This is a genomic window from Marinactinospora thermotolerans DSM 45154 (assembly GCF_900167435.1).
GTDB lineage: Bacteria > Actinomycetota > Actinomycetes > Streptosporangiales > Streptosporangiaceae > Marinactinospora > Marinactinospora thermotolerans.
Window position 1 is genome coordinate 175380 of the sequence record NZ_FUWS01000006.1, and the last position, 22307, is coordinate 197686.

The window sequence follows — 22307 nt, forward strand, 5'->3', positions numbered from 1 at the left end:
CACGGACGCCGGGCGTCACCGCGGAGCCACCGACCGGCCGAGGAGCGTCATGACCGACTCTTTTCCGCGGCTCCCCTCCCCGGGGGAGATCTATGATCTCCTGGTCTCGCTGGAGACCGTGGAGGAGCAGCTGAACGAACTCGCGCGGCTGTCGGTGCGCGTCCTGCCCGAACAGGTGCACTGCGGTATCACGATGCGTCACCGCGGCCGGACACCGGTGACGGTCGCCAGCAGCGACGCGGTCGCGCTCCAGCTGGACGAACTCCAGTACGGCTACGACGACGGGCCGTGCCTGCGCTCGCTGCGCACGGGCGAGCGCATCGTCGTCCAGGACATGGCCTCCGACCCTCGCTGGGGCGAGTACGGGATGCAGGCCGTGGCCAACGGGGTCCTGTCCGCCATGGCGGTCCCCGTGGAGGCGAACGGTGAGCGGCTGGCCGCGTTCAACTTCTACGGCGACAAGCCCCACATGTTCGACGATGACCGCATCACCGCGATCGAGTCCTTCGCCCAGCAGGCCACGGGCATGCTGCGGCTGTTGCGCCGCTTCTCCGACCAGGAGCACACGACCGGGCAGTTGCGCCAGGCGCTGATCTCGCGCGCCGTGATCGATCAGGCGATCGGGATCGTGATGGCCCAGGCCCGTTGTGACGCCGACGCCGCGTTCGAGATCCTGCGGCGGGCCTCCCAGCAGCGCAACCGCAAGCTCCGCGACGTGGCCGCGGACATGATCACCGCGATCACCGGCGAGCCTCCGAGGATGGGGCGGGAGTTCGTCGAGCCCGCGTAGAGGCGGATGACCGAGAGCGGCCCCAAAACAACGACATATCACCTGAGATGGGGTTATTTGCTGGTCATCGGGAAGAAATCGTACAAGGCTCTCTAGGAGAGATAGAGGTGCGACTGTGGAGATCACCGGCATCATCAGCGCGCTCGTCATCGGCCTGGTCATCGGCGCCCTCGCCCGGCTCATCCTGCCGGGCAAGCAGAACATCCCGATCTGGCTGACCATCCTCGTCGGGATCGTCGCCGCGTTCATCGGCACCGCCATAGCGGGGTTCTTCGGCTACGCCGAGACCCCGGGGATCGACTGGTGGGAGCTGATCACGCAGCTCGTCCTGGCGGTCATCGGCGTCTACCTGGTGGCCGGCGTCTACGCGGGACGCTCCAGGAGATAGACGGGACATCCATACGCGACCGAGGGCCCGGCGTCCACACGCCGGGCCCTCGCCCGTGCGGGACCACCGAGAGCGAACACCCCTTTCCCGACCTGCCGATTCGCCCACTTTTCCGGATGAGAAGTTGATTCGTCCCGCGTGCGGGCAGGGGTCGTGTCGACAAGGAAACGAGCGACCGGAAGGCAGGGACATGGAGATCGGCGGCATCATCAGCGGACTGATCATCGGTCTCATCGTCGGTGCGCTGGGACGGCTGGTCGTGCCGGGGAAACAGGACATCCCGATCTGGCTGACCATCGTCATCGGTATCGTCGCGGCCCTCATCGGCGCGGCGATCAGCGGTGGCCTCTCGTTCTGGCTGACGCTCGTCATCCAGGTGGTCCTCGCCGCTGTAGGCGTCTACCTCGCCGCGCTGATCCGCGGCCGGGGACGCGGGCACGCGCACGCCTGACGCGCACGACGACGTGGACGAGGACCCGGGCGCTCGACCCGGGTCCTCGTCATGTCGGGGCGTGGACCGGCCGGAACCGGGCGCGGGCGAGGTCGAGCCCCGATGCTCCCATCCCCGGGCGCGCGGGTCGGCGGTGGTGAACCACCCCTCAACCGGGCCGTACCGGGAGGCGGCGCCGGACCCGGCCGGTCCCGGGCCGCGCACCCCGTGTCCTGGCGGGATCTCGCGCGGTCGCGGCCGGCGGAGCCGGCGTGGAAGGACCGCGCCGCCGCGCCTGGACGGCGGGTGACATCGGCACCGCCGTGGCGGTGGCGGCCGCGATACCCGCCACCGACGCCGACCGTCTTACGGAACCGCGCGGCGCTCCTCGCGACGGAACCCGGCAGAGGAGAAGGCGACATCGGGATCCACGACCTTCCGGTCTCCCCCACGCATGGGCTTCGGCGGCCGGGAAGGTCCGCGCTATCACAGCCCCGGCCCCGCCTCTCGCGGCTTCCCCACCCACCACATCGGATTTTCGGCGCATCAAACATGTAACCGGCACACTTCCCGGTAATGTGCCGTCTCGTCAGCACGGCGAGTACGGCAGGACGAGCATGGACATCAGCCCGGCGCTCCTCGCGAGCATTCGCGCCGCCGCCGAGGCAGCGCCCGACAACGTGGAACTACGGGTCCACCTCGGGGAGCTTCTGCTGACCAGCGGGGACACGGCCGCCGCCATCACCGAGGCGGGCCGCGCCCTCATGGTCGACCCGCACTCGGAACAGGCTCGCTCCCTCATGGCCCGGGCCCTGGACGTCCCTCCACCTCCGGCGTCCCCCGCCCCCTCCGGCACCGGCCCCCTCTCCTCGGGATCGGACCGGGCCGCCCCCGAGGAGCCTCCCGCGCCGTCCGCCGGATTCGACTGGGCCGCCGCCGAAGAGGAGGTGCGGGGCATCGCCGAGCCGCGATTCCGCTCCCCCTCCCCCGGTGATCCCGTCCTCCCCGTCCACGACGTCGAACGCCCCACCCTCACCCTCGCCGACGTGGGCGGCATGGAGCACGTCAAACAGCGCCTGGAAGCCGCCTTCCTCGCCCCGATGCGCAACCCCGAACTGCGCCGCCTCTACGCCAAGAGCCTGCGCGGAGGACTGCTGCTGTACGGCCCGCCCGGCTGCGGCAAGACGTTCCTGGCCCGCGCGCTCGCCGGCGAGCTCGGCGCGCACTTCCTCTCCGTGGGCATCTCCGACGTCCTCGACATGTGGGTCGGCAGTTCGGAGCGCAACATCTCGGCGTTCTTCGACCAGGCCAGGCGCACGGCCCCCTGCGTGCTGTTCATCGACGAGCTCGACGCGCTCGGCCGTCGTCGTGGCGCCTCCTCCGGCCCCGGCTCCACCGTCCACCAGCTGCTCACCGAGCTCGACGCCGTGGACAGGGACAACGAGGGCCTGTTCGTCCTCGCCGCCACCAACCAGCCCTGGGACGTCGACCCCGCCCTGCGGCGCCCCGGACGCTTCGACCGCACGGTCCTGGTCCTTCCGCCCGACGCGCCCGCGCGCCGCGCGATCCTGGAATACCACCTGCGTGACCGGCCGATCGAGGGCATCGACCTCGCGAACCTGGTCGAACGCACCGACGGCTTCTCGGGGGCCGACCTCGCCCACGTGTGCGACACCGCCGCCGAACGCGCCCTGGTGGACTCGGCCCACAGCGGCGAGGTGCGGATGGTGAACATGGCCGACTTCGAGGCCGCGCTGGGCGACGTCCGTCCCTCCACGGGGCCGTGGTTCGACGCGGCACGCGGCGTGGCGCTGTTCGCCAACGAGGGCGGCGCCTACGACGACCTCGTCGCCTACCTACGGGGGCGCGGGCGGGGGTGACCCGTCTCCCGGCCCCGACGGCGCCGGACGCGCCCATGGCCGGGAGGCGCGGCGGTGGCGGCGGCCGGCTGAGACGGGCGGAGCGCGCCCTGCGACCACGCGCGGAACACCAGGCCGAGGAGAGGAGAGCCACCATGGACCCCACCGAGGATCCGCGCTCGCGGCGTCTCTCGGCACTGGTGCGGCTGCGCCGCCCCGAACAGGCCGAACGGGCCGCCCGCGAACTCCTCGCGGAGGCGCCCGACCACCCGCTCGCCCTGTTCGCCCTCGCCTGGGCCCAGCACACCCTCGGCGACCTCGACGGCGCGGCGCGTTCCGCCCAGCACCTCGTGACCGCCCACCCCGACCTGCCCTACGGATACGGCTGGTACGCCGCGTTGCTCGTGGACGGGCACGGACACCACGCGGAGGCGTTGCGCTACGCGCGGCACGCGGCCGGCCTGGCCCCCGACGACCCGTGGGCGCTGCGCGTCCTCGCGCTCGCGGCCATGGAGGTTCCCGGGTGCGGCGAGGAGGCGCTGGCCGCGGCCACCGAGGCCCTGCGTCTGGACCCTGATGCCCCCGACGGCCACGACACGCTACGGGCGGTCCACTGCTCCGCGGGCGAGTGGGGGAAGGCCGTGGAGGCGGCCCGGGCGGCCGTCGCCCTGGCCCCGGGCGACCCGGGGCTGCGGTTCCGGCTCGGCCAGGCGCTGCTGCGCCTCGACCGCCACGCCGAGGCCGGTGAGGCCCTTCTCTCGGCGCTGCGCGAGGCCCCCCTCAAGTGGACCCGCGCCACCTGGGGGACCCTGCTGAGCGTCGGCGTCCCCGAACCGCTGCGCGGCCTCTACCTCGACACCTGCGCGGCCCTGGGGCTGCCCGACCTCACCGTGCCCCACGCCGCCGGCGACGACCCCGACCTCGCCCAGGAACAGCTGGACGTCGCGTTCCGCCTGGCCTCCGCCGGATCGGCCCGTCGGGCCCGCGAGATCCTGGACGCCCTGGTCCACGACCAGCCGCACAACCCCGACGCCCGCGGCTGCCTGGGGGTGCTGCTGGAGGAGGCCGGCGAGCACGAGCGCGCCGCCGAACTCCTGCTCCCCCTGGTCAGGTCCGGCCACCACGACGTCGACGTCCACTCCTCAACGGTCCACGCGCTCTACGGCCTGGGGCGGCCCGGCGACGCCGCCGAGGTCGCGCGGGCCGCGTCCGAGCTGTTCCCCTCCGTCGATCTCTTCCCGTACCTGGACGCGGTGCTCCGCAACGAGTTGGGGGACCGGCGCGCGGCCCTGGCCGCCGCCGAACTCACCCTGTCCCGCAACCCCGACCATCCCGACGCGCCCGCCGAGCGCGCGATCGCGCTGCGCTCCCTCACCTGCGCGGCCGAGGAGGGGACGCCGCGCGGGACGCCGTGACCCCCGCAGGACGACGGAGGCGCCCACGCCCCGGGGCCGGCCCGATCCGGTGAAGCCGCGGACCGGTCCCGCGGCGGTTCCCCGCCGTCACGCCGGCCACGCCCTCACCCGCGCTCCCCGTGTCCGCGCCGTACGGACCGGCCGCGCCCCACGACCCGGGAGAAACCGGAGCTGACCGGCCCTCGGCCGGCCCGCCCGCGCGGGTGCCGGGTTCAACGCTCCCCGTCGAAGCTCGCCAGGTACGCGGCGGCCATGTCCCGTCCTCCGTGCCCCTCCCGTACCGCCCGTTCGAACCGCCGCGCGGTCGCCTCGGCGACGTCGAGGCGTATCCCCTCCCTTTCGGCCGCGTCCAGGATCAGCCGCGCGTCCTTCGCCGCGTTGGCCACCGAGAAGTCGGGGGTGAAGTCCTCTTCGAGGATGGCCTCCGCCTTGGCCCTGAGGTATCCCGCGTCCAGCGGGCCTCCGGCGACCGTTCCGAGGAAGTACTGGGCCTCCACGCCGAGGGCCCGGGCCAGGGCCAGGGTCTCCCCGGTGGCCGTGTTCAGGGCGAGCACCCAGTTGTTGACGACGAGCTTGAGCCGGCTGGCCGCGCCGGGGCCCCCGTCCAGCCAGACCGTCTCGGAGCCGATCGCGTCGAAGACCGCGACGAGCCGGTCACGGACGTCGGCGTCGCAGGCCGCGAGGACCTTCAGCCCTCCCGCCTCGGCCGGTCCGCGGGTCCCGACCACGGGCGCGTCCACGAACGCCATCCCCCGCTCGGCGGCCAGGTCGGCGAGGCGCGTGGCCGCCTCGGGGCCCACCGTGGTGGTCTGCGCCCACACCTTTCCCTCCAGGGAGACCCCGATGCCGCGCATCACCTCCTCCACGGCGGGACCGTCGGTGAGCATGGTGAGGACGATGTCGGCGGTCCGTACCGCGGCGGCGGGGTCCTCGGCGACGGTGATCCCCGCCTCCGCGAGCGATTCGGCCTTGGCGCGGGTGCGGTTCCACACGTGCACCGCCAGTCCCGCCGCGGCGATGTTGCGCGCCATGGGAGCGCCCATGACGCCGGTGCCGAGGACCGCGACGGTCGGGGCGGGCAACTTGTCGACTGATACGTGCATGCCCGCACGCTAACCCGGCTTCCGGCCGCTAACCGGAGGCACCACAGCGAACAGCCCCCGCTCGAATCCGGAACGTGCTGTAGCCGAAGGACTCCGACCATCCCTGGGGGCTCTCATGCCGGTCATCACGCAGCACCGTGTCTCCACCGTCCGCGACGGCCTGCTGGACGAGTGGGTCGAGCGGTGGCGCGCCGAGGTGGTTCCGCTGCGTCTGGAATTCGGTTTCACCATCGACGGAGCATGGATCGATCGGGATCGGAACCAATTCGTGTGGGCACTGTCCTATGACGGCCCCGAGAGCTTCGAGGAACGCAACCGCCGATACTGGGAGTCCGCCGAGCGGAAGGCGATGCGGCTGAACCCCGGGGACTACCTTCTCTCCACCGAGAAACGCGAGGTGATCCGCGTCTACTGATCCTCCTCGGGGGAACGGGGGGCGTCACCGTTCGCCGTTCCGGCGACGATCGCGGCCACCGATCCCGGCTCGAAACGCGCCCTTCGCGGGACGTTCACGGGGTGGTCCGACGCGCTCCGCCCTTGGCGGCGCGGGGATATATCGACATGGCGCACCGCCGTCCGGCGGTTCACGACGCCGGAACCTCGGGACGGGGACGCTTTCTCACGCGCCGATCGAGAAGCCGCGGACGCGGGCCTTCCCGCCGAAGTCCCCTCGTCCCGTCTTCCACCGCCCCGACTCCTCCAAGCCCGAAAACACGCACGGACAGAACGGTCCAGGCCGTGACCGCACCCCTCCGGCCACGCGGGGGCCGCGCGGCTCCCCGGGGGCGCCCGCGTCTCGTCCACCCGGCGACGGCGGGTGCCGCGCGCCGGTGGCGGCATCGGAGTGCCCCTGCCCCGCCGGGCGGGTGACGCCCCGTCCCGCGCCGGGCCGTGCGGGACGATCACCCGGGGAGGTCGTCGAGGGGGTCGAGGCGGACGGCGATGTGGCCGCCACGGGCGAAACGGCAGAGCACCGCCTGCACGGCGGCGGCGACCCGGGGGAGGGCGTGTCGGTGGCGGGCGCGGATATGGAGTTCGAGGGCGTCCCCACGGCCGAGGGGATGGGGGACCACGGCCACCACCTCGGGGATCCTGAGCACCCGTTGGGCGATGTCGCGCGGAATGACCGCCTGGCGCATGGGGATTCTCCTGTCCTGACACGGCGCGTGGCCGCCCCGACCGGGACGGCCACGCGTGAAGACAACGGGGAAGGGTCATGGCTCACCCTCATCATCCCGTGCCATGCGTCACACGTCTGCGCGGGTCCCCCGGGTCCGGACGGCTACCCCGGGTGCTTCGCGGGCTCGATGTGGACGACCTTGACCGTCGTCATCTCGTCCAGCAGCTCGGGACCGTACCCGAACCCCTGGCCGCTGACGCCCCTCGGCTGCGCCGCACCTCCCGGCGCTCCCCCGAAGACGGCGTTCACCTTGACGGTGCCCACCCGGAGCTCCCGCCAGGCCCGCTGCGCGTGTTCCATGGACGGGGTGAGGACGGTGGCGGCGAGCCCGTGGCGGTCGTCGCCGGCCTCGTCGAGCGCCTGGTCGAAGGAGTCCACCACGCGCACCGCCGCGACCGGACCGAACGTCTCCTCGCGCATCACCGTCATCGCCGGGGTGCAGCCGGTGAGGACCGTCGCCGGGTAGTAGGCGCCGGGGCCGTCCGGCATCTCGCCCCCGATGAGGCGGGTCGCGCCCGCGCGCACCGCCTGCTCGACGTGGGCGTGGACGGCGTCGCGGTGCCGCCGGTCCACGAGCGGCCCCAGCTCGACCTCGCCGGCCGCGGCCGACTCCGGGACGCGCCGCGCGGCTTCGGCGACAAGGGCCTCGACGAAGCGGTCGGCGAGCGCGCGGTGCACGTAGATGCGCTCCACGGAGGTGCAGATCTGTCCGCTGTTGGCGAAGCTGCCGATGGCGGCCTGGTGTGCGGCCCACTCCGGGTCGACGCCCTCGTCGACGATGAGCGGGTCGTTACCGCCGTTCTCCAGCAGCGCCTTGGCGCCGGTGTGCGCGGTGGCCTGCCGGATGGAGTCCCCGGTGGCGGTCCCCCCGACGTGGGCGACCACGTCGGCACGCGGGTCCGCGGCGAGCGCCGCCCCGACAGCGCCGTCACCGGTGAGTCCGTTGAGCACCCCCTCGGGCAGGCCCGCGGCGACGATCTCGGCGAACAGCGCGCCGGTGTGCGGGGCGCGCTCGCTGGCCTTGTACAGGACGGTGTTGCCGGTGGCCAACGCGGCGCCGACGATGCCGCAGCTCACGGCGACCGGATCGTTCCACGGGGTCAACGCGACCACGACACCGCGGGGTTCGGCGACCATCAGATCGGTGGCCGACCAGTCCCCGACGAGGCTGCGGCCACGGTGCAGCGGCCCCAGTTCGGCGTACTGCTCGAGCGTCCCCGCACCGGCGGTGACGCCCTCGCGCGCCTCCGCGACGGGACGGCCCGTCTCGCGGGCGTTGAGCACCGCGAGGTTGTCGACGTTCTCCCGCAACGCCGCTGCCGCGGCGCGCAGCGCGGCCCCCCGCTCGGTGGCGGGGGTACGCGCCCAGCCGGGAGCGGCCCGGCGGGCGCGTTCGAACGCCGTGTCGATGTCGGCGCGCGTCGCCATGGGGACACGGCCGACGGTGGAGCCGTCGCGCGGGTTCAGGATCGTCAGGTCACCGCCACCGACCGGATCGCGGCCGGACCGGACCTGCGGCACCCGGACCTGGGGCGCGGCCGGGGCGTGTGCCTGCTCAACCACGCGCGCTCCCCTTCGCGCGCGTCTTCTCCGCGGCGGCCTCCTCCGCGCGCTGCGCGGGTACCGCCACCCCCGCATCGGCCCGCCGCACGCTGACGATGCCGTCGCGTACGCGCGTGCGCAGCACCGGCTGCGAGGTGGTGGCCGGGCCGTTGACGACCGACCCGTCGGTGACGCGGAAGGTGCTGCCGTGCCACGGGCAGGTGACACACCCGTCGGCGTACTCGCCCTGCGAGAGCGGACCGCCCATGTGGACGCACTCGTCGGCCATGACGTGGACGTCGCTGCCGGTGCGGACGATGACCAACGGGATGTCACCGAGGACACCGTGGACCGGCCGCCCCTCGGGGAACTCCGACAGGGTGCCGATGTCGTGCCAGCCGTCGGGGATCCGGTCGGGAACGTGGTCGGCATGGTTGGCGCCGCCCGACAGCGCGTAGGAGATGTGCGCGCCGAGCAGGCCGCTGACGCTGACCACTCCCAGTCCGGCCATCCCCAGCGCCTTGCCGAGCCCGTGCCGCCCGCTGTGGCGGGCCAGGGACGACGCGCCGTACAGCATGGTCGCGACGGTGTTGAGACCCGCGTGGACGACGCCGACCCGCTTGTGCCGTTGCTGCTGTTGCGACCAGTCGGTCGAGCCGGCCAGCGCGGCGGGCAGGCTGGCGACCAGCCCGACGTCGACGAGCCGCCGCGCGGCCCGCTCCGAGCCGGGCGTGAAGTCGAGTACCGCCGCCGACAGCCACGCGCCGATCGGAACCTGTACGAGGAGGGGGTGCAGCGGGTGCCCCAGCTGCACCCCGTGTAGTACGTCGCGCACCCCGCCCTCGGGGATGCGGTCGGTGACCCGTTGCATGGCGGTGACCGCCCGGTCCAGGCCGGTGGCCCGCTCGATCCGGTGGATCCGTTCTCCCAGTCTCATGGGCGGGCGGCTACCCGCGAGTCCCGCGTTGAATCCCATGGCGCGCTCGTCCGGGCGGCGACGTGCCAGGTCAGGGTCTGGGGACGTGGTCGTGGGCGGAGCCTCCGGTCGAGGGCCCCTCGTCGCGGGAGCGGGCCCGCTCGTCGTCGTCCTCGCGCGGGATGTCGGTGGGCACCCCGGTCCCGGTCACCTGACGTCCCTCCTCGCGGGGACGCTGGCCCTCCTGTTCCTCGTCGTCGCGCAACAGTGGCGCGACATCGCGGTCGTGGGTGGTACGCGGCTCGTGGCCGAGCGGTTCGGACACGACGGCTCTCCTTTCCGGGGAACGGTGGACGCGGCGCCTACTCGAACAGCGAGTCGTACCCGGAACCCCGCCGGCGCCGGCGGACGATGACGACGCAGATGTCGACGACGCCGATGATCGCGAGCACCCCCAGCAGGACCGCGAGGATCATAAACCCGTTGACCAGGGCCAGGACCCCCAGCGCCACGCACATCACCACACCGAGGATGGCCAGCGCCAGCCGTAGGTTGAGAGCGCTTCGGGGGCGTTCCGGGGTTCCCCTCGCCGGCCGTCCCGGCCGTTCGCCGCCGCGCATCGGTCCTCCCATGTCCGGTCGGGGCCACGCGGTGGGCGTGGCCCTCCGTTCCCTTCCGGCTATCCGGACAGGGGACCGCCAAACCCACCCCCCGGATCGGTCCACCCGGGCAGGGAGCGGACCAGCGCGACCGCCTCCAGCTGTGAGGAGACCTCCAGTTTGGTGAGGATGGAACGGATCTGGGAGCGCACGGTGGCGATGGAGACGACCGAGTCCCGCGCGATCACCGCGGCTCGTCGGCCGGCCACCAACTCGTTGAGGACCTCACGCTCCCGAGCGGTGAGCCGCCCGAGCAGTTCCCGCCCCGTCCGCCGGTGCGTCCGCGCCCGTCGGTGGATATCGAGCAGGTGCTCGCGTTCCTGGGCCGAGATGACGGGGCGGCCCGCGACGGCGTCGACGATCATCCGGACCAGGTCGGGGAAGGGCGCCGACTTGGAGATCCAGCCCACGGCCCCCGCGGCGATGGCCGCGGCGATACGGGTCTTCTCGGTCGTCCCGGTCAGGATCAGCACGATCCAGCCCTCCGCGCGGAGGTCCTCCGCCATGAGCATCCCGTCCACCGGGACGCCGTCGGCGCCGCTGCCCAGGTCGAGGTCGAGCAGCAGAAGACCGGCCGGACCATCCGCTGCGGCGGCGCGCACGGAGTCGGGGTCGAGCGAGCGCGGCCGAAAGGCGGTGATGCCCTGCGCGCGCAGGGCGAGCTCCATCGTCGTGCTGAGCAGTTCGTGGTCGTCGACGATGAGGACGCGGGACGCCGAAACGGTGTTGCGCGCCGCGCCCCCGGAACCGGGGTCAGGCACCGGCACGGTCACCTCCGAGCGTGTGCGGGCGTTCGCCCCGTGCCGTCCCGTGCGCCAGAGGCGCCCATCCCTGACGCACGGGACGGGCGGGCAGATCGACGAGGACGGTGCAGCCCGGTTCCTCGGGAGGGGCCGAGACCAGCCGTAACCGTCCCCCGTGGGCGGACAGCAGCTCGCGGCACAGGTGCAGGCCGATGCCCTGCCCGGGCGAGCCCTCCCGTTTGACGCCGCGGCGCAGCACCTCTTCCTGCTGTCCCGGGGGCACTCCGGGACCGTCGTCGTGGACGCGGATCCTGATCTGATCTCCGGTCCGGTAGGCCGTCACGGTCACGCGCGCGCCGGGGGCGTGCCGCTCGCAGTTGGCGAGCACGTTGGTGACCACCTGGGCGATGACCCGGTGGGGGGCCGTCGAGGCGAGGTCCTCCTCCACCGACAGGTCGATCCGCATGCCGGTGGTACGCCGGATCAAGACGAGCTGCCGTAACAGGCCGGCCAGTCTGACGGGCTCCTCCGGCCGGGAGGACACCCCCTCGTCGAGCAGGGCGCGCATGCGGCCGAGTTCGGCCGACAGCGCGGCGCGCAGCGCCGCCCGGTCCAGTTCGACGTCCCCGCCCTCGCCGAGCGCGAGCAGGTGGGCGACCCCGTCCACCCCGGCCAGCGCGTTACGCAGCTCGTGGACCTGCTCCGACATGCGTTCGCGGGTCTGGGACGCCTCGGCCCGGGCGTCGCGTAACTGTTCGCGGTCGAGGGTGATCTGGCGGTGGACGAGGAAGGCGACCCGCAGGACGACACAGAGGATGAGGAGGAGGCCCACCAGGCGCATCCCGGGAACCAGCAGGACCGAGGAGACGATCGGCTCCCCCAGCAGCAGCCGGGGAGCGTGCCCGCTGATGATGGCGATCACGCCGACGCCCGTCCAGGCGGATACGGGACGGTAGCGGATCAGCCCCGAGGCGATCATGAGGAGCCCGGCGTCGACCCACAGCAGCGATACCGCCGCCCCCATGAGCGGTGACGTGACCAGGGGTGCGGCCACCTCGGGCGCCGAGGCGGCGGCGAGCACCGCGACCAGGGTGCAGCCGAGCGCGATGGCGACCCCGCGCGAACCCCCCGCCGGGGTCCGAAACCCCGGAAGTCTCCAGGGACGCGGCCGGTCGTAGGGGGAGGCCGAGGCGAGGAGGAGCAGCGCGGTACACAGGCCGGCGGCGTGCCGGGCCGTCGCCAGCAGGACGGTCGCGGTGTCTCCCCCGTCACCGGCGGCGGTCGCGGGCACGACGACGAGCGCGTAGACCGCCATCGCCGCCGAGATCCGGCGCAGCGGCGGGTGTCCGCTGATGCGCGCGGTCAGTTCCGCGAGGAAGGAGGTGGCGACCGCGGTCCCGGAGGCGAACATGGCCAGGGTGGCGGGCACGTCGCCGCTGACCCTCTCGGTCCCGGTTTCGACCTGCTGGAGGACCATCGCCGTGGCGGCGACGGCGGGAAGCGCGAGGGAGATTTCGAAGACGAGTTTTCGCACGTTGCTCGGGGCTCTTTCGGCGGAGGGAACGCGATCGGGGGCGCCGGGCCGGTGGGCATGGGCCGGTCGCCCCCGCAGAGCTCGCCGGACGGACGGAGCCGGGGGGAGGACCTCCGTGGAGGAGGCGGGAGGGAAACCGGTCTGTGACGGAAATAGCGGAGACCGCCGTGACGTAACCCGAGGAAAGACGGAAAAAGAAATCGGTTGGATGGGGATTTGGTCCCCTTTTCGGCGCTCGTCCATCGCTATTCTTTTTCGTTGGCGAAACGTCATTGAACGATGACATAGCGCGATCATCCATACGGTTCCCCTCGCCCTCGGGCTCGCTCCGTCCGGGTTCCTCTCGTAGCAGTCACTCCAGGCCACGTCACATGGCGTTGCCCGCCGGGCGGCGACACGGGACCCGCTCTTCAGGTCCGTCTCCAGCGTCCGGCGGGGGCACGCAGGAGGCACCCTACGGAATCACCTCGCCGGACAGGAGAGTTTTCCGGGAAACACGCTCACCGAATTCCACGCCGGGGCGGTCGGGGCCGGGAATTCGTTCCCGCCTTCCCACGCCGTCCCACCGTCGCGAGGATCGGGGAATGGGCGTCCAACCGCCTCTGCCGTCGGCCATGGACGGCGGCGACGTCATCGACTTTGAGGATGACGTGGCGGCATGGCCACGGGCAGAGTGGGGGGTGCCGGCCGGGAGGACGGACGGGGTGAAGAGCGCAGCGGGACGGACGTCGTCTCCCCGCCCCGCGCGCCACGCCCCTCGGCCCGCGGCGCGACGTTACGCGGACGGTCCCTCGCCGCGCAGAGGGCCGGATTCTCCGTTGTCCGCCGCGGGCCGCCCCGGCCCGGTAGCCTCTCGACACGGCCATATCGGGCCTGTCACAGCCGCTGCGTTCCTGTTCGAAAGGACCACAGTTCTCCCGTGGCCATCGTTCCCAAGGTCCTCGCCGCCATCGGGGCCGCCGCCGTGGCCGGGATCGCCGCCGCCGTGACCGGTGCGACATACGCCTACTTCGCGCACGCCGACCGGGACGGCGCCCCCCTGGTGACCACCTCCGAGGGACGTTCCGCCCTGTCCCGGCCCGTCATACGCCTGAGCGGCGCCACCCCGGTCGGACTGACCGATCCATGGGGCGACATGTGGTACAGGGTGCGGATCGTCAACGCGGGCCCCTCGCGCGCCGAGATCGACGCCATCGGGATCGCCGGTCCCGTCGTGGACGGTCCGCTCCCGGCGGAGTCTCCCCTGGAGGTCCGCGCCCTCCTCAAACCCGCGTCATGGCGGCCCGGCTCCTGGGACTCCCCCGCCTGGGAGCCGCTGACCCCGGGCCCCCTGGAGAACGTGCCCGGGCCCCGCGCGCTGGGGCCGGGCGAGACGGCCCACCTGTACTTCCAGTTGCGGCCGGCCGGCGACGGAGCACCGGAGCCGGCCGCGGACACCACGGCGTCACTACGTTTCCGGGTGTCACTGGAGGACTGAGCGCCCCCGCGACTCAGTCCCGTGGAACCCGCTTCTTCGGCGGCGTGTCCTCGTCCACGGCGTGACGGCGCCGGGGGTCGAGCCTCGACGACGAGATGTCCGCCGCCTCCTCCGACCCGGACTCGAACACCAGGGGGTCGGGGGCCGGCCTGATCAGCAGCTCGGTGTCGTCGTCGAAGGCGATCTCGATACCGGCGTCGGTCTCGGTGATGACGGTGGATCGTTTGAGGCGCTTTCCGGCGACCTTGCCCGCCGCGATGATGCGTTGGCGGTCGCGCGCGGTCAACGCGCCCATGACAACGCACTCGTGGGCACCGAGACCGCTGGTGATGCGATCGACCAGGTCACGCTGCGGCTCGGCGCCATGGATGTGGGGAAGGCGGACGGGATCGGGTCCGGCCGGTTCGGGAAGGGGCATGAGGGGTCCGCTCCGACGGGCGGAGACCAGATGCGCGTCCCTGGTGTGGGGAGACACCGGTACGGCACGGCTCCGACGAAAAACAAGGAATTTCTCGCGATGCGCGGTAAACCTTATAAGCGATTTCGCGTCCCCAGCAGGCCGTTACTGCGATACGTATCCGACGTGTTACGAACAGTTCTCCTCTACCGTCGGATCCCCGCCTCCGTCGCGCCGTAGACGATGTGCCGCTGAAGCAGGACGAAGACCAGGACCAACGGGGCCACCGACACCGCGGCCGAGGCGAACAGGCCCTGGAGGTCGGCCGTCTGGGCGGTGAGATGGGTGGACAAGACGACCTGAACGGTCCACATCGAGGCGTCCTGGGCGATGACCAGCGGCCACAGGAAGGAGTTCCAGCTCTCCACGAAGGAGATCAGGCCGATCGCCGCCAGGAACGGCAGCGAGTTCGGCAGCACCACCCGCCAGTACGTCCCCCAGTAGCCGAGCCCGTCCACCCGCGCGGCGTCCTCCAGCTCCCGTGGGAATGCCAGGAAGTACTGCCGGAACAGGAACGCGGTGAACGCGCTGAACAGGCCGGGGACGATGAGCCCCCGCCAGGAGGAGACCCAGCCCAGGGACGACACGACGACGAAGGTGGGGACGAAGGTCACCGCGGCCGGGATCATCAACGTCGCGAGGACCACGAGGACGAGCTTGCCGGCATGCCGGTAGGGGACCCGGGCGAGCGCGTAGCCCGCGGCCGAGCACACCAGGAGCCGTCCGGCCGTCTGGAGGACCGCGACGACCGCGGAGTTGCGCAGTCCGGTGGCCATGAGCGGGTCCCGGCCGGAGAAGAGGGCCGCGAACCCTCCCCAGTCGAGCTCGCGCGGCAGCGGTGACCAACCGGGCGAGGTGATGTCGGCGTCGGTGGACAGCGCGTTGCGCAGGATCAGCAGGTAGGGGAGCAGGAACAGCAGCGCGACCAGCGTCAACGTCGCGTACAGGACCACGGCCCCCACCGTCACCCGCGGCACGCGACCCGCGAACCGTCCCGCCGCGCTCACCGCGGCCCCCGGCCGATCCCGAGAAGCCGCCCCTGGACGAGGGTGACCGCCGCGATGAGCAGGGCGAGGATCACCGCGCCCGCGCTGCCACGGCCGAGGTCCTGCCCCGACCCCAACGCGGTGTAGTACAGGTAGACCAGCGGCGGGCGGGCGTAGGGCGGATAGGTCCCGTCGGCGCCCAGAAGGTTGTAGAACTCGTCGAACGCCTGGTAGGCGGCGATGAGATTGAGCAGGAGCACCGCGATCGACGTGGCGCGCAACTGCGGCAGCGTGATGTGGCGGAAGGTGGTCCACCCGGGGGAGGCCCCGTCGACGTAGGCGGCCTCGTACAGCGAATGCGGGATGCGCTGGAGTCCGGCCAGGAAGATGAGCGCGTAGAAGCCGACCTGGAGCCACAGCCGCAGGGACACCAGGACCGGCCAGTACCAGGGCGGGTCAGTCACCGCCAGCCAGGCGATCGGGGCGGCGCCGAAGTGGCCGATCACCGTGTTGGCCAGTCCCGAGGGCAGGCCGTTGAAGATCGTCAGCCTCCACACCAGGGCGGCGACGACGTAGGAGCAGGCTGCGGGCAGGAAGCAGGCCGTCCGGAACAGGGGGCGGGCGCGCCGCGCCCGGTGCAGGAGCAGCGCCAGTCCGAGCGAGAGGGCGAAGGTCAACGGCACGACGAACAGCGCGAACAGCGTGAAGGTGAGAAGGCTGTCGAGAAAGGCCCGAGAGGTGAGCATGCGCGCGTAGTTGGCCAGGCCGACGAACTCGGTGGGGGTGACGGTGTTGCGCGCCTCGAAGAAGCTGAGGTAGATGCTCCACAGCAGGGGGAGGTGACCGAAGACCACCAGCCCCGCGAAGAAGGGACCCGCGAGGATCCAAAAAGCCCACGCGGGCCGGTCGGTGATCCCCTCCCACCCTCTCCGCCGTGGCGTGCCGTTCATGTCGCCCGCCCGTCTCAGTCGAACAGCGCGTCGAGCTCGTCCTGGACCGTCCGTGCCGCGCGTTCCAGCTCCTCGCGGGGTGCGGCACCGCCCTTGACGATGTTGCCGAGCGCGTCCTTGAAGGCGGCGTCCATGGCGGAGGTCCATTCGGGCGGGCTGGAGGGCCGGCCCAGCTCGTCGACGTAGTCGACGGCGTCGGCGGCCGGACCACTGGCGAGCCGGCGGGCCGAGGAGGCGATGGAGCCGCGGGGCGGGATGTGCAGGCCGTAGCCGAGGTTGAAGTCCTCCTGGAGGTCGGTGCGCTCGATCCACAGCCAGTGGATGTAGTCCTTGGCGAGATCGGCCGCCCCGCCCTCGGCCGCGGCCATGGCGCCGAACGCGCCGACGGGGACGGAGTCGGCACCGGCCTCGGTGAACCTCGGCCAGGGCAGCACACCGTAGTCGCCGGGGAACGCCTCCTCGATGCGCGGCAGCGCCCACAGCCCGGTCCACTGCATCGCGGTGAGCTCCTGGACGAACGCCGCGGGATCGGCCCAGTCGGTGGGGGCTCCGAGCAGCAGCGTCCCCTCCTCGTAGAGGTCGCGCAGCCGCTCGAACGCGCTGGCCGCCGCGGGATCGGCGAACCCCGGCCGCCGGTCGGCGGTGACCTGTTCGAGCCCGACCGACCACAGCATCATCGGCCCGGCCACCGAGACGCCGGCGTCGTTGCCGAGGAACAGCCCCTTGCGGCCGTCACGGGTGAGCGTGCGCGCGGCGTCGGCGAGCGCCTCCCAGGTGCGGGGCGGCTCGGTCCCGGCGTCGTCGAGAAGGCTCTTGCGGTAGACGAGCACCTGGGTGTCCACAGCCTGTGGAATTCCATAGACGGAACCGTCGACGGTGTGGATCGCCAGCGCGGCCGGGGAGAAGTCGTCGCGGACGTCGGCGATCAGGTCGTCCAGCGGTTCCAGTAGACCGGCCCTGACCAGGTCGACCTTGGTCTGGTACTCGAAGACATCGGGCGGAGCTCCCCCCTGGAGTGCCGCCAGCAGGCGCGTGGCGTAGTCGCCGGGAGTCCACTGCACCCGCACCCGGGCGCGGTCGTAGGACGCCGCGTAACGCTCGACGGCCTCGCGCACCCCCTCCTCGCCGTACTGGTGGTACCAGTGCACGAGCGTCCCGGGGTCGCCATCGGGACGGCCGGTGTTGTCGCCGCACCCCGCGGTCGCGAACGAGGCCGCCACGGGCGCCGCGGCCAGGCCGAGGAAACGCCTGCGGGACATCGGGGAGGATCCGGACGTCATCGGCCCCGCCCTTCCTTGTGCCGGGAGCGCGTCGCGGGAGACGGCGGACGGGTGCCGGCGGGTCACCACGGCCGCTCCCCCGACGGCCAAGTATGACAGTGGCGACTTCCCTTCGTGAGGGAATCGGTACTTTGCGTAGCCGAGAGCGGTCCGTCACCCGATCGGGCAGGGGACCCCGTCCCTTCCGGCCTCCGGCGTCCACGGAGGAACGTGGATGGCCCACGGCCCCGCCTCGCCGGCCACCGGGTACACGTTCCACCCCTCCGCCCACTGCGGCGCCGGTCCTCCCCCTCGGGTGAGCAGGGCGGTGGGCGTGCGGCATGACAGCGCGAGCAGTCCTTCCAGCGTGTGCGTGCCGTTGTGGCCGCCGACCGCCGCGGAGGCGCATCCCGCCCGGTAGGCGATCGGGATCGCCTCGGTCCCCGTGAGCACGCACGGCGGATCCACCCCCAGGCGGTCCAGTTCGGCGATGACGGCCCCCTGGTCCCGCCGCACCTCGCCGTGCACGCCCACCCAGTGCCGCAGGATCACCCCCTGGATCACCAGGTGCGCCAGGAGCCCCACCGCGATCACCGCGACGATGACGGGCCGCCAGCGGGGACGCGCCGCCTCCACCATCCCCACGACGCCCAGCGCGGCCGGCAGGAACAGCAGCGCGTAGGACGGCAGCAGGAACCGTGGCGCCGCGTAGCCGATGAAAAAGACGTAGGTGACCGCCAGGCAGACCCCGACGGTCAGGGGCAGCCATCCCGCCGCGGCCCTGCGCGCCCGCACCGCCGTCCTCACCCCCGCCGCGACGAACAGGGGCAGCACGAGCCACCACAGCACGGCCGGCCAGCGCACGCCGTCCGTGCACGGCCGGCACAGCAGGGGACCGTCCAGCGCGGAGGCGGCGAGCGGCAGCGCGAACGTCGGCCCGGCGCCGCCCTGGATCTCGCCGGTCCGCGCGATCCGCGCGGCAAGACCACCGTGACCGCCGGTCCACGCCTCGACCATCCACGGCAGCACGCCGACGAACGCGCCCGCGACCACCGCCGCGGCGAGCCCGGTCCGCCGCCAACGGGGGACGAGCAGGACGGCCGCCGCCAGGGGCGCGGTCAGCCAGAACGCCTCACCGGGCCGCATCAGCCCGGCGACCGCCAGCGCCACGGCCAGCGCCCACAGGGGTGACCGCGCCCCCGGCCGCCGCGCCGCGTCCAGGAACCACCCGGTCGCGGCGGCACAGGCCATCGCCGCGTAGGTGTTGGGCATCGCCGCGCCCGCGTAGAACAGGGCCGGCCACAGTGTCGCGTACCCGAACGCGGCCAACGGCACGGCCCAGGGCCGGGGGAGGACCCACAGCCAGGGGAGGAACCCCGCGAACATCGCGAGCGCGCCCGCCGCCGCGAGGAAACAGCGCAGCGCCACCACCGACGCCGTGACCGTCACGACCGGCGCGGCCAGCACCGACACCCCCCTGGCGCGGGGCGCGCTGAAGAAGGGGGCGGGACGGTGCGGATCGTACTGGCCCACGTAGACGGCCTCGTCCCAGCCCAACGGCAGCCCGGCCGGGACGAGGGTCACTCCCGCGACCGCGTATCCGACGCAGACGGCGCCGAGCGCCCAGGCCGCGCGGCCCACCGATGGTCGTCGCGTCCTCATGTCCGCCGCCCCTTACCGGGACTTTCCCGGAGAAACGCGACAGATGGCTATGGCTTACTCTCTTCGGCCGTCGAATCGGGCCGGAGCCGGACGGCGTGGGGACGGCCACATTCGGCCGCGCCCCGATCCCCACCGGGACTTCCGCACGTCACCGCGGGATCATCGCCGGATCACGATCCGGACGACCCCGGTGCCGGAACGATGGCGCCCCCTCCTCTCCGGGCACGGGTAAGACGGCAATCACCGGCCCGGGCGCGCGATCCGCGATGGATTCTCGTAAGATCGGTCAACACGCCATACGGGTCCTCCCCCTCCCCCGCGGCGCGCTGCACGTCTCAGCGCGGACCCGTTGGTCCTCCTCGCCCCTCACGGCACCTCCAGGTCCTGTGACGCCCGCCGATAGAAGGCACCCCTTATTCATGTCCGATGACGCCTCCACAGCCACGCCCGACGCCGCCGCCCCGCCCCGACGGCGGTGGAAACGTGTGCTCGGCTGGACCGCCGTCGCGCTGGTGGTCGTGCTCCTCACCGGGGTCGGCACGGCCTACGCCTACTACCGTTCCCTGCGGGGCAACATGGTCCAGCACGACCTCGCCTCAGCGCTCAACGAGGAGGAGCGCCCGCCCAAGATCGGCGACGACGTCAACATCCTGTTCATCGGCTCCGACATGCGCACCGGCGGCAACGCCGAGTACGGCGGACGGGACTTCGTCGGCGAGCGCTCCGACTCGCTCATGCTCGCCCACGTCTCGCCCGATCACGGCGTCACGGTCGTGAACTTCCCCCGCGACTCCCTGGTCCAGCTCCCCGAGTGCGCCCCCTACGAGGGGACCGAGGGCACCACCGGCTACTACGGGATGATCAACGCCGCCCTGTTCCACGGCGGGCCGCCGTGCGTGGTCAAGACCATCGAGACGCTGAGCGGGATCCGCATCGACCACTTCGTCCACCTGAGCTTCGTCGGCTTCCGTGACATGGTCGACGCCATCGGCGGCGTGGACATGTGCATCCCCCAGCCGATGAAGGACGAGCGCGCCAAGCTCGACCTGGAGGCCGGGCAGCAGCGTCTCACCGGTGAGCAGTCCCTGGCGTTCGTGCGCGCCCGCTACGAGATCGGCGACGGCGGCGACATCGGCCGCATCGACCGGCAGCAGATGTTCCTCGGCGCGCTCGCCGACGAGGTCACCAGCAGCGACGTGCTGACCAGCCCCAGCAAGATGACCGCGCTGCTGGGGGCCGTCACCGACCACACCGCCACCGACGCCGAGTTGACGCTGGACAGGATGATCTCCATCGGCTCCACGCTCGCCGACGTCGACCTGCGCGACATCACCTTCTACACCGTTCCCTGGTTCCAGGCCCCCTACGACCCCAACCGGGTCGTGTGGAACGAGGAGAAGGCCGCCGAGCTGTTCGCGGCGATCAACGCCGACGAGCCGGTCGACGATGCGGCGTTGGAGAGCGGCGCCCCCGAGGAGCCGAAGCCGTCGCCGTCGCAGACGCCGACCGCCTCCTACCCGGCCGAGCCCGCCGCCGAGGACCCCGCGGGCGGCACCTCGGCCCTGCCCAGTGAGGCCATCGAGGGCAGGGACGCCACCGCCAACCCGTGCTCCAACGGCCTGGGCACCGGCACCGAGGAGCAGTAGCCCTTCCTCCTTCCTTCGCCCCCGTCACCGGACCACCGGCGACGGGGGCGTTCCCATGGGCGGCCCTCCAAAAAGCGGCTGATGACGGCCGCTTTTCTGTTACCACTGACCCATGCCCCTTCCCATGAGCAAGTCGCAGGTGGTCCGGCTTGGGGAACGTCTGATCTCCTCGGCCTCTCCTTCCGAGGACGACCTGACGGATCTGAGCCGGCTGCTGCTCGCCTACGACGAAGCTTTGGAATCCGCCCTTGGCACCGTGCGCGGCCTGGGCTTTACTCCCTCGTCCCGGGTCAAGAACACGGGGACGGTCCTGGAGAAGCTGAGGCGGCACGGCGGGTCCTGGCTGAAGAGCATGCAGGACCTCGCGGGAATGCGAATCGTGCTGGACGGCGGGAGAAGGGAACAGGATCGCGTGACGGAGACGCTCATGGGGGTGTTCCAGGAGGAAAGCCGCGCACCGCGTCTCGTCGACCGCCGAAAAGACCCCAGTTCCGGCTATCGAGCGGTCCACGTCATCGTCTACCCCGGTGGGTTGCCCGTCGAAATCCAGGTGCGGACACGCTGGCAGCACGAGTGGGCCGACATGTTCGAGAAGTTGTCCGACCTCGTCGGGCGGGGTATTCGCTACGGAGAACCTCCCGAACACCGGCGGCACCGGCTGGCCGACCACGCAGAAAGCCTCACCCCCGAGCAAGAGACGGGTCTTGACCTCCGGTACGACACGGCCTATCGGAGGCGCGCATCCATGGTCGATCTGGCGATCGCCGTCAGCGACGTGATCTCCACTCTTGAGCAGGCGGAGGCAGCGGGTGTCGGCGAAGGCGATCCAGGCGTCCAGGAGGGGTGGCGGCGGGTGCACGACTACCTCGCGAAGCTCCGGGAGGACATGAATGAGATGGCTCTTGCCAGGGATGTCTAGAGGCTCTTCAGGTATCGTCGAGCCATGACGAATGTTCTCGTGGTGTATGACCGTTCCTCGGGACGTGTCCTGCGTGAACAGGAGTACGAGGGCCGCAGGGACGCCTTGGAGGCCCGGTTCGCCGCCGAGAAGGAGTACCGGGGCCGTCCCTCCGTCGAGATCGTCGTTCTCGGGGCCAGTGACCGCGAGGCCCTGCGGCACAGCCATGGGCGGTACTTCCTCGACTTCGACGCCCTGGCGGCCCGCATCGCCTGAGGCGGCGTCCCGACCTCGGTCGTGTTTCCAACCGTCTGCGGGCCATTGCCCTGTGACCGGCGCTTCCCTACCAGGTCGTCCTCCCGTGCTCCAACGGCCTGGGCACCGAGGAGCAGTAGCCCTTCCGCTTCCTCCGC

At 72.2% G+C, this 22307-nt stretch carries 23 protein-coding genes; 10 read left to right on the forward strand and 13 right to left on the reverse strand.

What is annotated here, in order from left to right:
• Positions 1 to 49 precede the first annotated feature (49 nt).
• The 5 genes from B5D66_RS12405 to B5D66_RS12425 all read left to right on the forward strand — a co-directional run bounded on the left by B5D66_RS12405 (position 50) and on the right by B5D66_RS12425 (position 4882).
• Positions 50 to 790, forward strand: coding sequence for a GAF and ANTAR domain-containing protein (locus B5D66_RS12405; protein WP_159457258.1), 741 nt, complete (start codon positions 50 to 52; stop codon positions 788 to 790).
• Between the two features lie 115 nt (positions 791 to 905).
• Positions 906 to 1178 carry a GlsB/YeaQ/YmgE family stress response membrane protein gene (locus B5D66_RS12410; RefSeq protein ID WP_078761857.1) on the forward strand — a complete coding sequence of 91 codons (273 nt, stop codon included), beginning with the start codon at positions 906 to 908 and terminating at the stop codon, positions 1176 to 1178.
• Between the two features lie 190 nt (positions 1179 to 1368).
• Positions 1369 to 1629: a GlsB/YeaQ/YmgE family stress response membrane protein gene (locus B5D66_RS12415; protein ID WP_078761858.1), complete on the forward strand. Its 261-nt coding sequence runs from the start codon at positions 1369 to 1371 to the stop codon at positions 1627 to 1629.
• Between the two features lie 557 nt (positions 1630 to 2186).
• A complete protein-coding gene (locus B5D66_RS12420) occupies positions 2187 to 3488 on the forward strand; it encodes an ATP-binding protein (RefSeq protein WP_235000955.1) in 1302 nt (433 codons plus the stop codon).
• Between the two features lie 134 nt (positions 3489 to 3622).
• Entirely contained in the window at positions 3623 to 4882 is a 1260-nt protein-coding gene (locus B5D66_RS12425; RefSeq protein ID WP_159457259.1) for a tetratricopeptide repeat protein, read from the forward strand.
• A gap of 212 nt (positions 4883 to 5094) precedes the next feature.
• Here the strand turns inward: B5D66_RS12425 and B5D66_RS12430 are convergent, their stop codons facing one another.
• Positions 5095 to 5985 (reverse strand): NAD(P)-dependent oxidoreductase, encoded by an 891-nt coding sequence (locus B5D66_RS12430; protein ID WP_078761861.1) that lies wholly within the window; start codon positions 5983 to 5985, stop codon positions 5095 to 5097.
• Between the two features lie 115 nt (positions 5986 to 6100).
• Between B5D66_RS12430 and B5D66_RS12435 the strand changes: the two genes are divergently transcribed.
• Positions 6101 to 6400 carry an NIPSNAP family protein gene (locus B5D66_RS12435; protein ID WP_078761862.1) on the forward strand — a complete coding sequence of 100 codons (300 nt, stop codon included), beginning with the start codon at positions 6101 to 6103 and terminating at the stop codon, positions 6398 to 6400.
• A 487-nt stretch (positions 6401 to 6887) separates the two neighbouring features.
• On the opposite strand, the gene B5D66_RS12440 is transcribed toward B5D66_RS12435, so the two are convergent.
• From B5D66_RS12440 to B5D66_RS12470, 7 genes are all read right to left on the reverse strand, one after another.
• The gene (locus tag B5D66_RS12440) at positions 6888 to 7124 is read right to left on the reverse strand and encodes a hypothetical protein (RefSeq protein WP_078761863.1); all 237 of its coding nucleotides are present in this window, start codon (positions 7122 to 7124) and stop codon (positions 6888 to 6890) included.
• A gap of 143 nt (positions 7125 to 7267) precedes the next feature.
• Positions 7268 to 8728, reverse strand: coding sequence for an aldehyde dehydrogenase family protein (locus B5D66_RS12445; RefSeq protein WP_235000956.1), 1461 nt, complete (start codon positions 8726 to 8728; stop codon positions 7268 to 7270).
• The gene (locus tag B5D66_RS12450) at positions 8721 to 9644 is read right to left on the reverse strand and encodes a Rieske (2Fe-2S) protein (protein ID WP_078762066.1); all 924 of its coding nucleotides are present in this window, start codon (positions 9642 to 9644) and stop codon (positions 8721 to 8723) included. Before B5D66_RS12450 ends, B5D66_RS12445 begins: the two co-directional genes overlap by 8 nt.
• 70 nt (positions 9645 to 9714) lie before the next feature.
• Positions 9715 to 9948: a hypothetical protein gene (locus B5D66_RS12455; protein ID WP_078761865.1), complete on the reverse strand. Its 234-nt coding sequence runs from the start codon at positions 9946 to 9948 to the stop codon at positions 9715 to 9717.
• A 37-nt stretch (positions 9949 to 9985) separates the two neighbouring features.
• Positions 9986 to 10243, reverse strand: coding sequence for a DUF6343 family protein (locus tag B5D66_RS12460; protein WP_078761866.1), 258 nt, complete (start codon positions 10241 to 10243; stop codon positions 9986 to 9988).
• A gap of 59 nt (positions 10244 to 10302) precedes the next feature.
• Positions 10303 to 11043, reverse strand: coding sequence for a helix-turn-helix transcriptional regulator (locus tag B5D66_RS12465; protein WP_235000957.1), 741 nt, complete (start codon positions 11041 to 11043; stop codon positions 10303 to 10305).
• Positions 11036 to 12559, reverse strand: a complete 1524-nt coding sequence (locus B5D66_RS12470) for a sensor histidine kinase (protein WP_078761867.1) — start codon at positions 12557 to 12559, stop codon at positions 11036 to 11038. Before B5D66_RS12470 ends, B5D66_RS12465 begins: the two co-directional genes overlap by 8 nt.
• A 919-nt stretch (positions 12560 to 13478) precedes the next feature.
• Between B5D66_RS12470 and B5D66_RS12475 the strand changes: the two genes are divergently transcribed.
• Positions 13479 to 14036 carry a hypothetical protein gene (locus tag B5D66_RS12475; RefSeq protein ID WP_078761868.1) on the forward strand — a complete coding sequence of 186 codons (558 nt, stop codon included), beginning with the start codon at positions 13479 to 13481 and terminating at the stop codon, positions 14034 to 14036.
• A 13-nt stretch (positions 14037 to 14049) separates the two neighbouring features.
• On the opposite strand, the gene B5D66_RS12480 is transcribed toward B5D66_RS12475, so the two are convergent.
• The 5 genes from B5D66_RS12480 to B5D66_RS12500 form a co-directional block, all read right to left on the reverse strand.
• A complete protein-coding gene (locus B5D66_RS12480) occupies positions 14050 to 14454 on the reverse strand; it encodes a hypothetical protein (RefSeq protein ID WP_078761869.1) in 405 nt (134 codons plus the stop codon).
• Between the two features lie 185 nt (positions 14455 to 14639).
• Positions 14640 to 15461 carry a carbohydrate ABC transporter permease gene (locus B5D66_RS12485; protein ID WP_200813627.1) on the reverse strand — a complete coding sequence of 274 codons (822 nt, stop codon included), beginning with the start codon at positions 15459 to 15461 and terminating at the stop codon, positions 14640 to 14642.
• Positions 15462 to 15496: 35 nt separating this feature from the next.
• Positions 15497 to 16429, reverse strand: a complete 933-nt coding sequence (locus B5D66_RS12490) for a carbohydrate ABC transporter permease (RefSeq protein ID WP_078761870.1) — start codon at positions 16427 to 16429, stop codon at positions 15497 to 15499.
• A 14-nt stretch (positions 16430 to 16443) separates the two neighbouring features.
• The gene (locus B5D66_RS12495) at positions 16444 to 17709 is read right to left on the reverse strand and encodes an ABC transporter substrate-binding protein (protein ID WP_078761871.1); all 1266 of its coding nucleotides are present in this window, start codon (positions 17707 to 17709) and stop codon (positions 16444 to 16446) included.
• 153 nt (positions 17710 to 17862) lie between these two features.
• Positions 17863 to 19350 carry a hypothetical protein gene (locus B5D66_RS12500; RefSeq protein WP_078761872.1) on the reverse strand — a complete coding sequence of 496 codons (1488 nt, stop codon included), beginning with the start codon at positions 19348 to 19350 and terminating at the stop codon, positions 17863 to 17865.
• A 419-nt stretch (positions 19351 to 19769) separates the two neighbouring features.
• Here B5D66_RS12500 and B5D66_RS12505 point away from each other — a divergent pair, with 419 nt between their 5' ends.
• The 3 genes from B5D66_RS12505 to B5D66_RS12515 all read left to right on the forward strand — a co-directional run bounded on the left by B5D66_RS12505 (position 19770) and on the right by B5D66_RS12515 (position 22170).
• The gene (locus B5D66_RS12505) at positions 19770 to 20996 is read left to right on the forward strand and encodes an LCP family protein (RefSeq protein ID WP_078761873.1); all 1227 of its coding nucleotides are present in this window, start codon (positions 19770 to 19772) and stop codon (positions 20994 to 20996) included.
• A 124-nt stretch (positions 20997 to 21120) separates the two neighbouring features.
• A complete protein-coding gene (locus tag B5D66_RS12510) occupies positions 21121 to 21915 on the forward strand; it encodes a nucleotidyltransferase family protein (RefSeq protein WP_159457260.1) in 795 nt (264 codons plus the stop codon).
• A 24-nt stretch (positions 21916 to 21939) separates the two neighbouring features.
• The gene (locus B5D66_RS12515; RefSeq protein WP_144390102.1) at positions 21940 to 22170 is read left to right on the forward strand and encodes a hypothetical protein; all 231 of its coding nucleotides are present in this window, start codon (positions 21940 to 21942) and stop codon (positions 22168 to 22170) included.
• Positions 22171 to 22307: the final 137 nt, after the last annotated feature.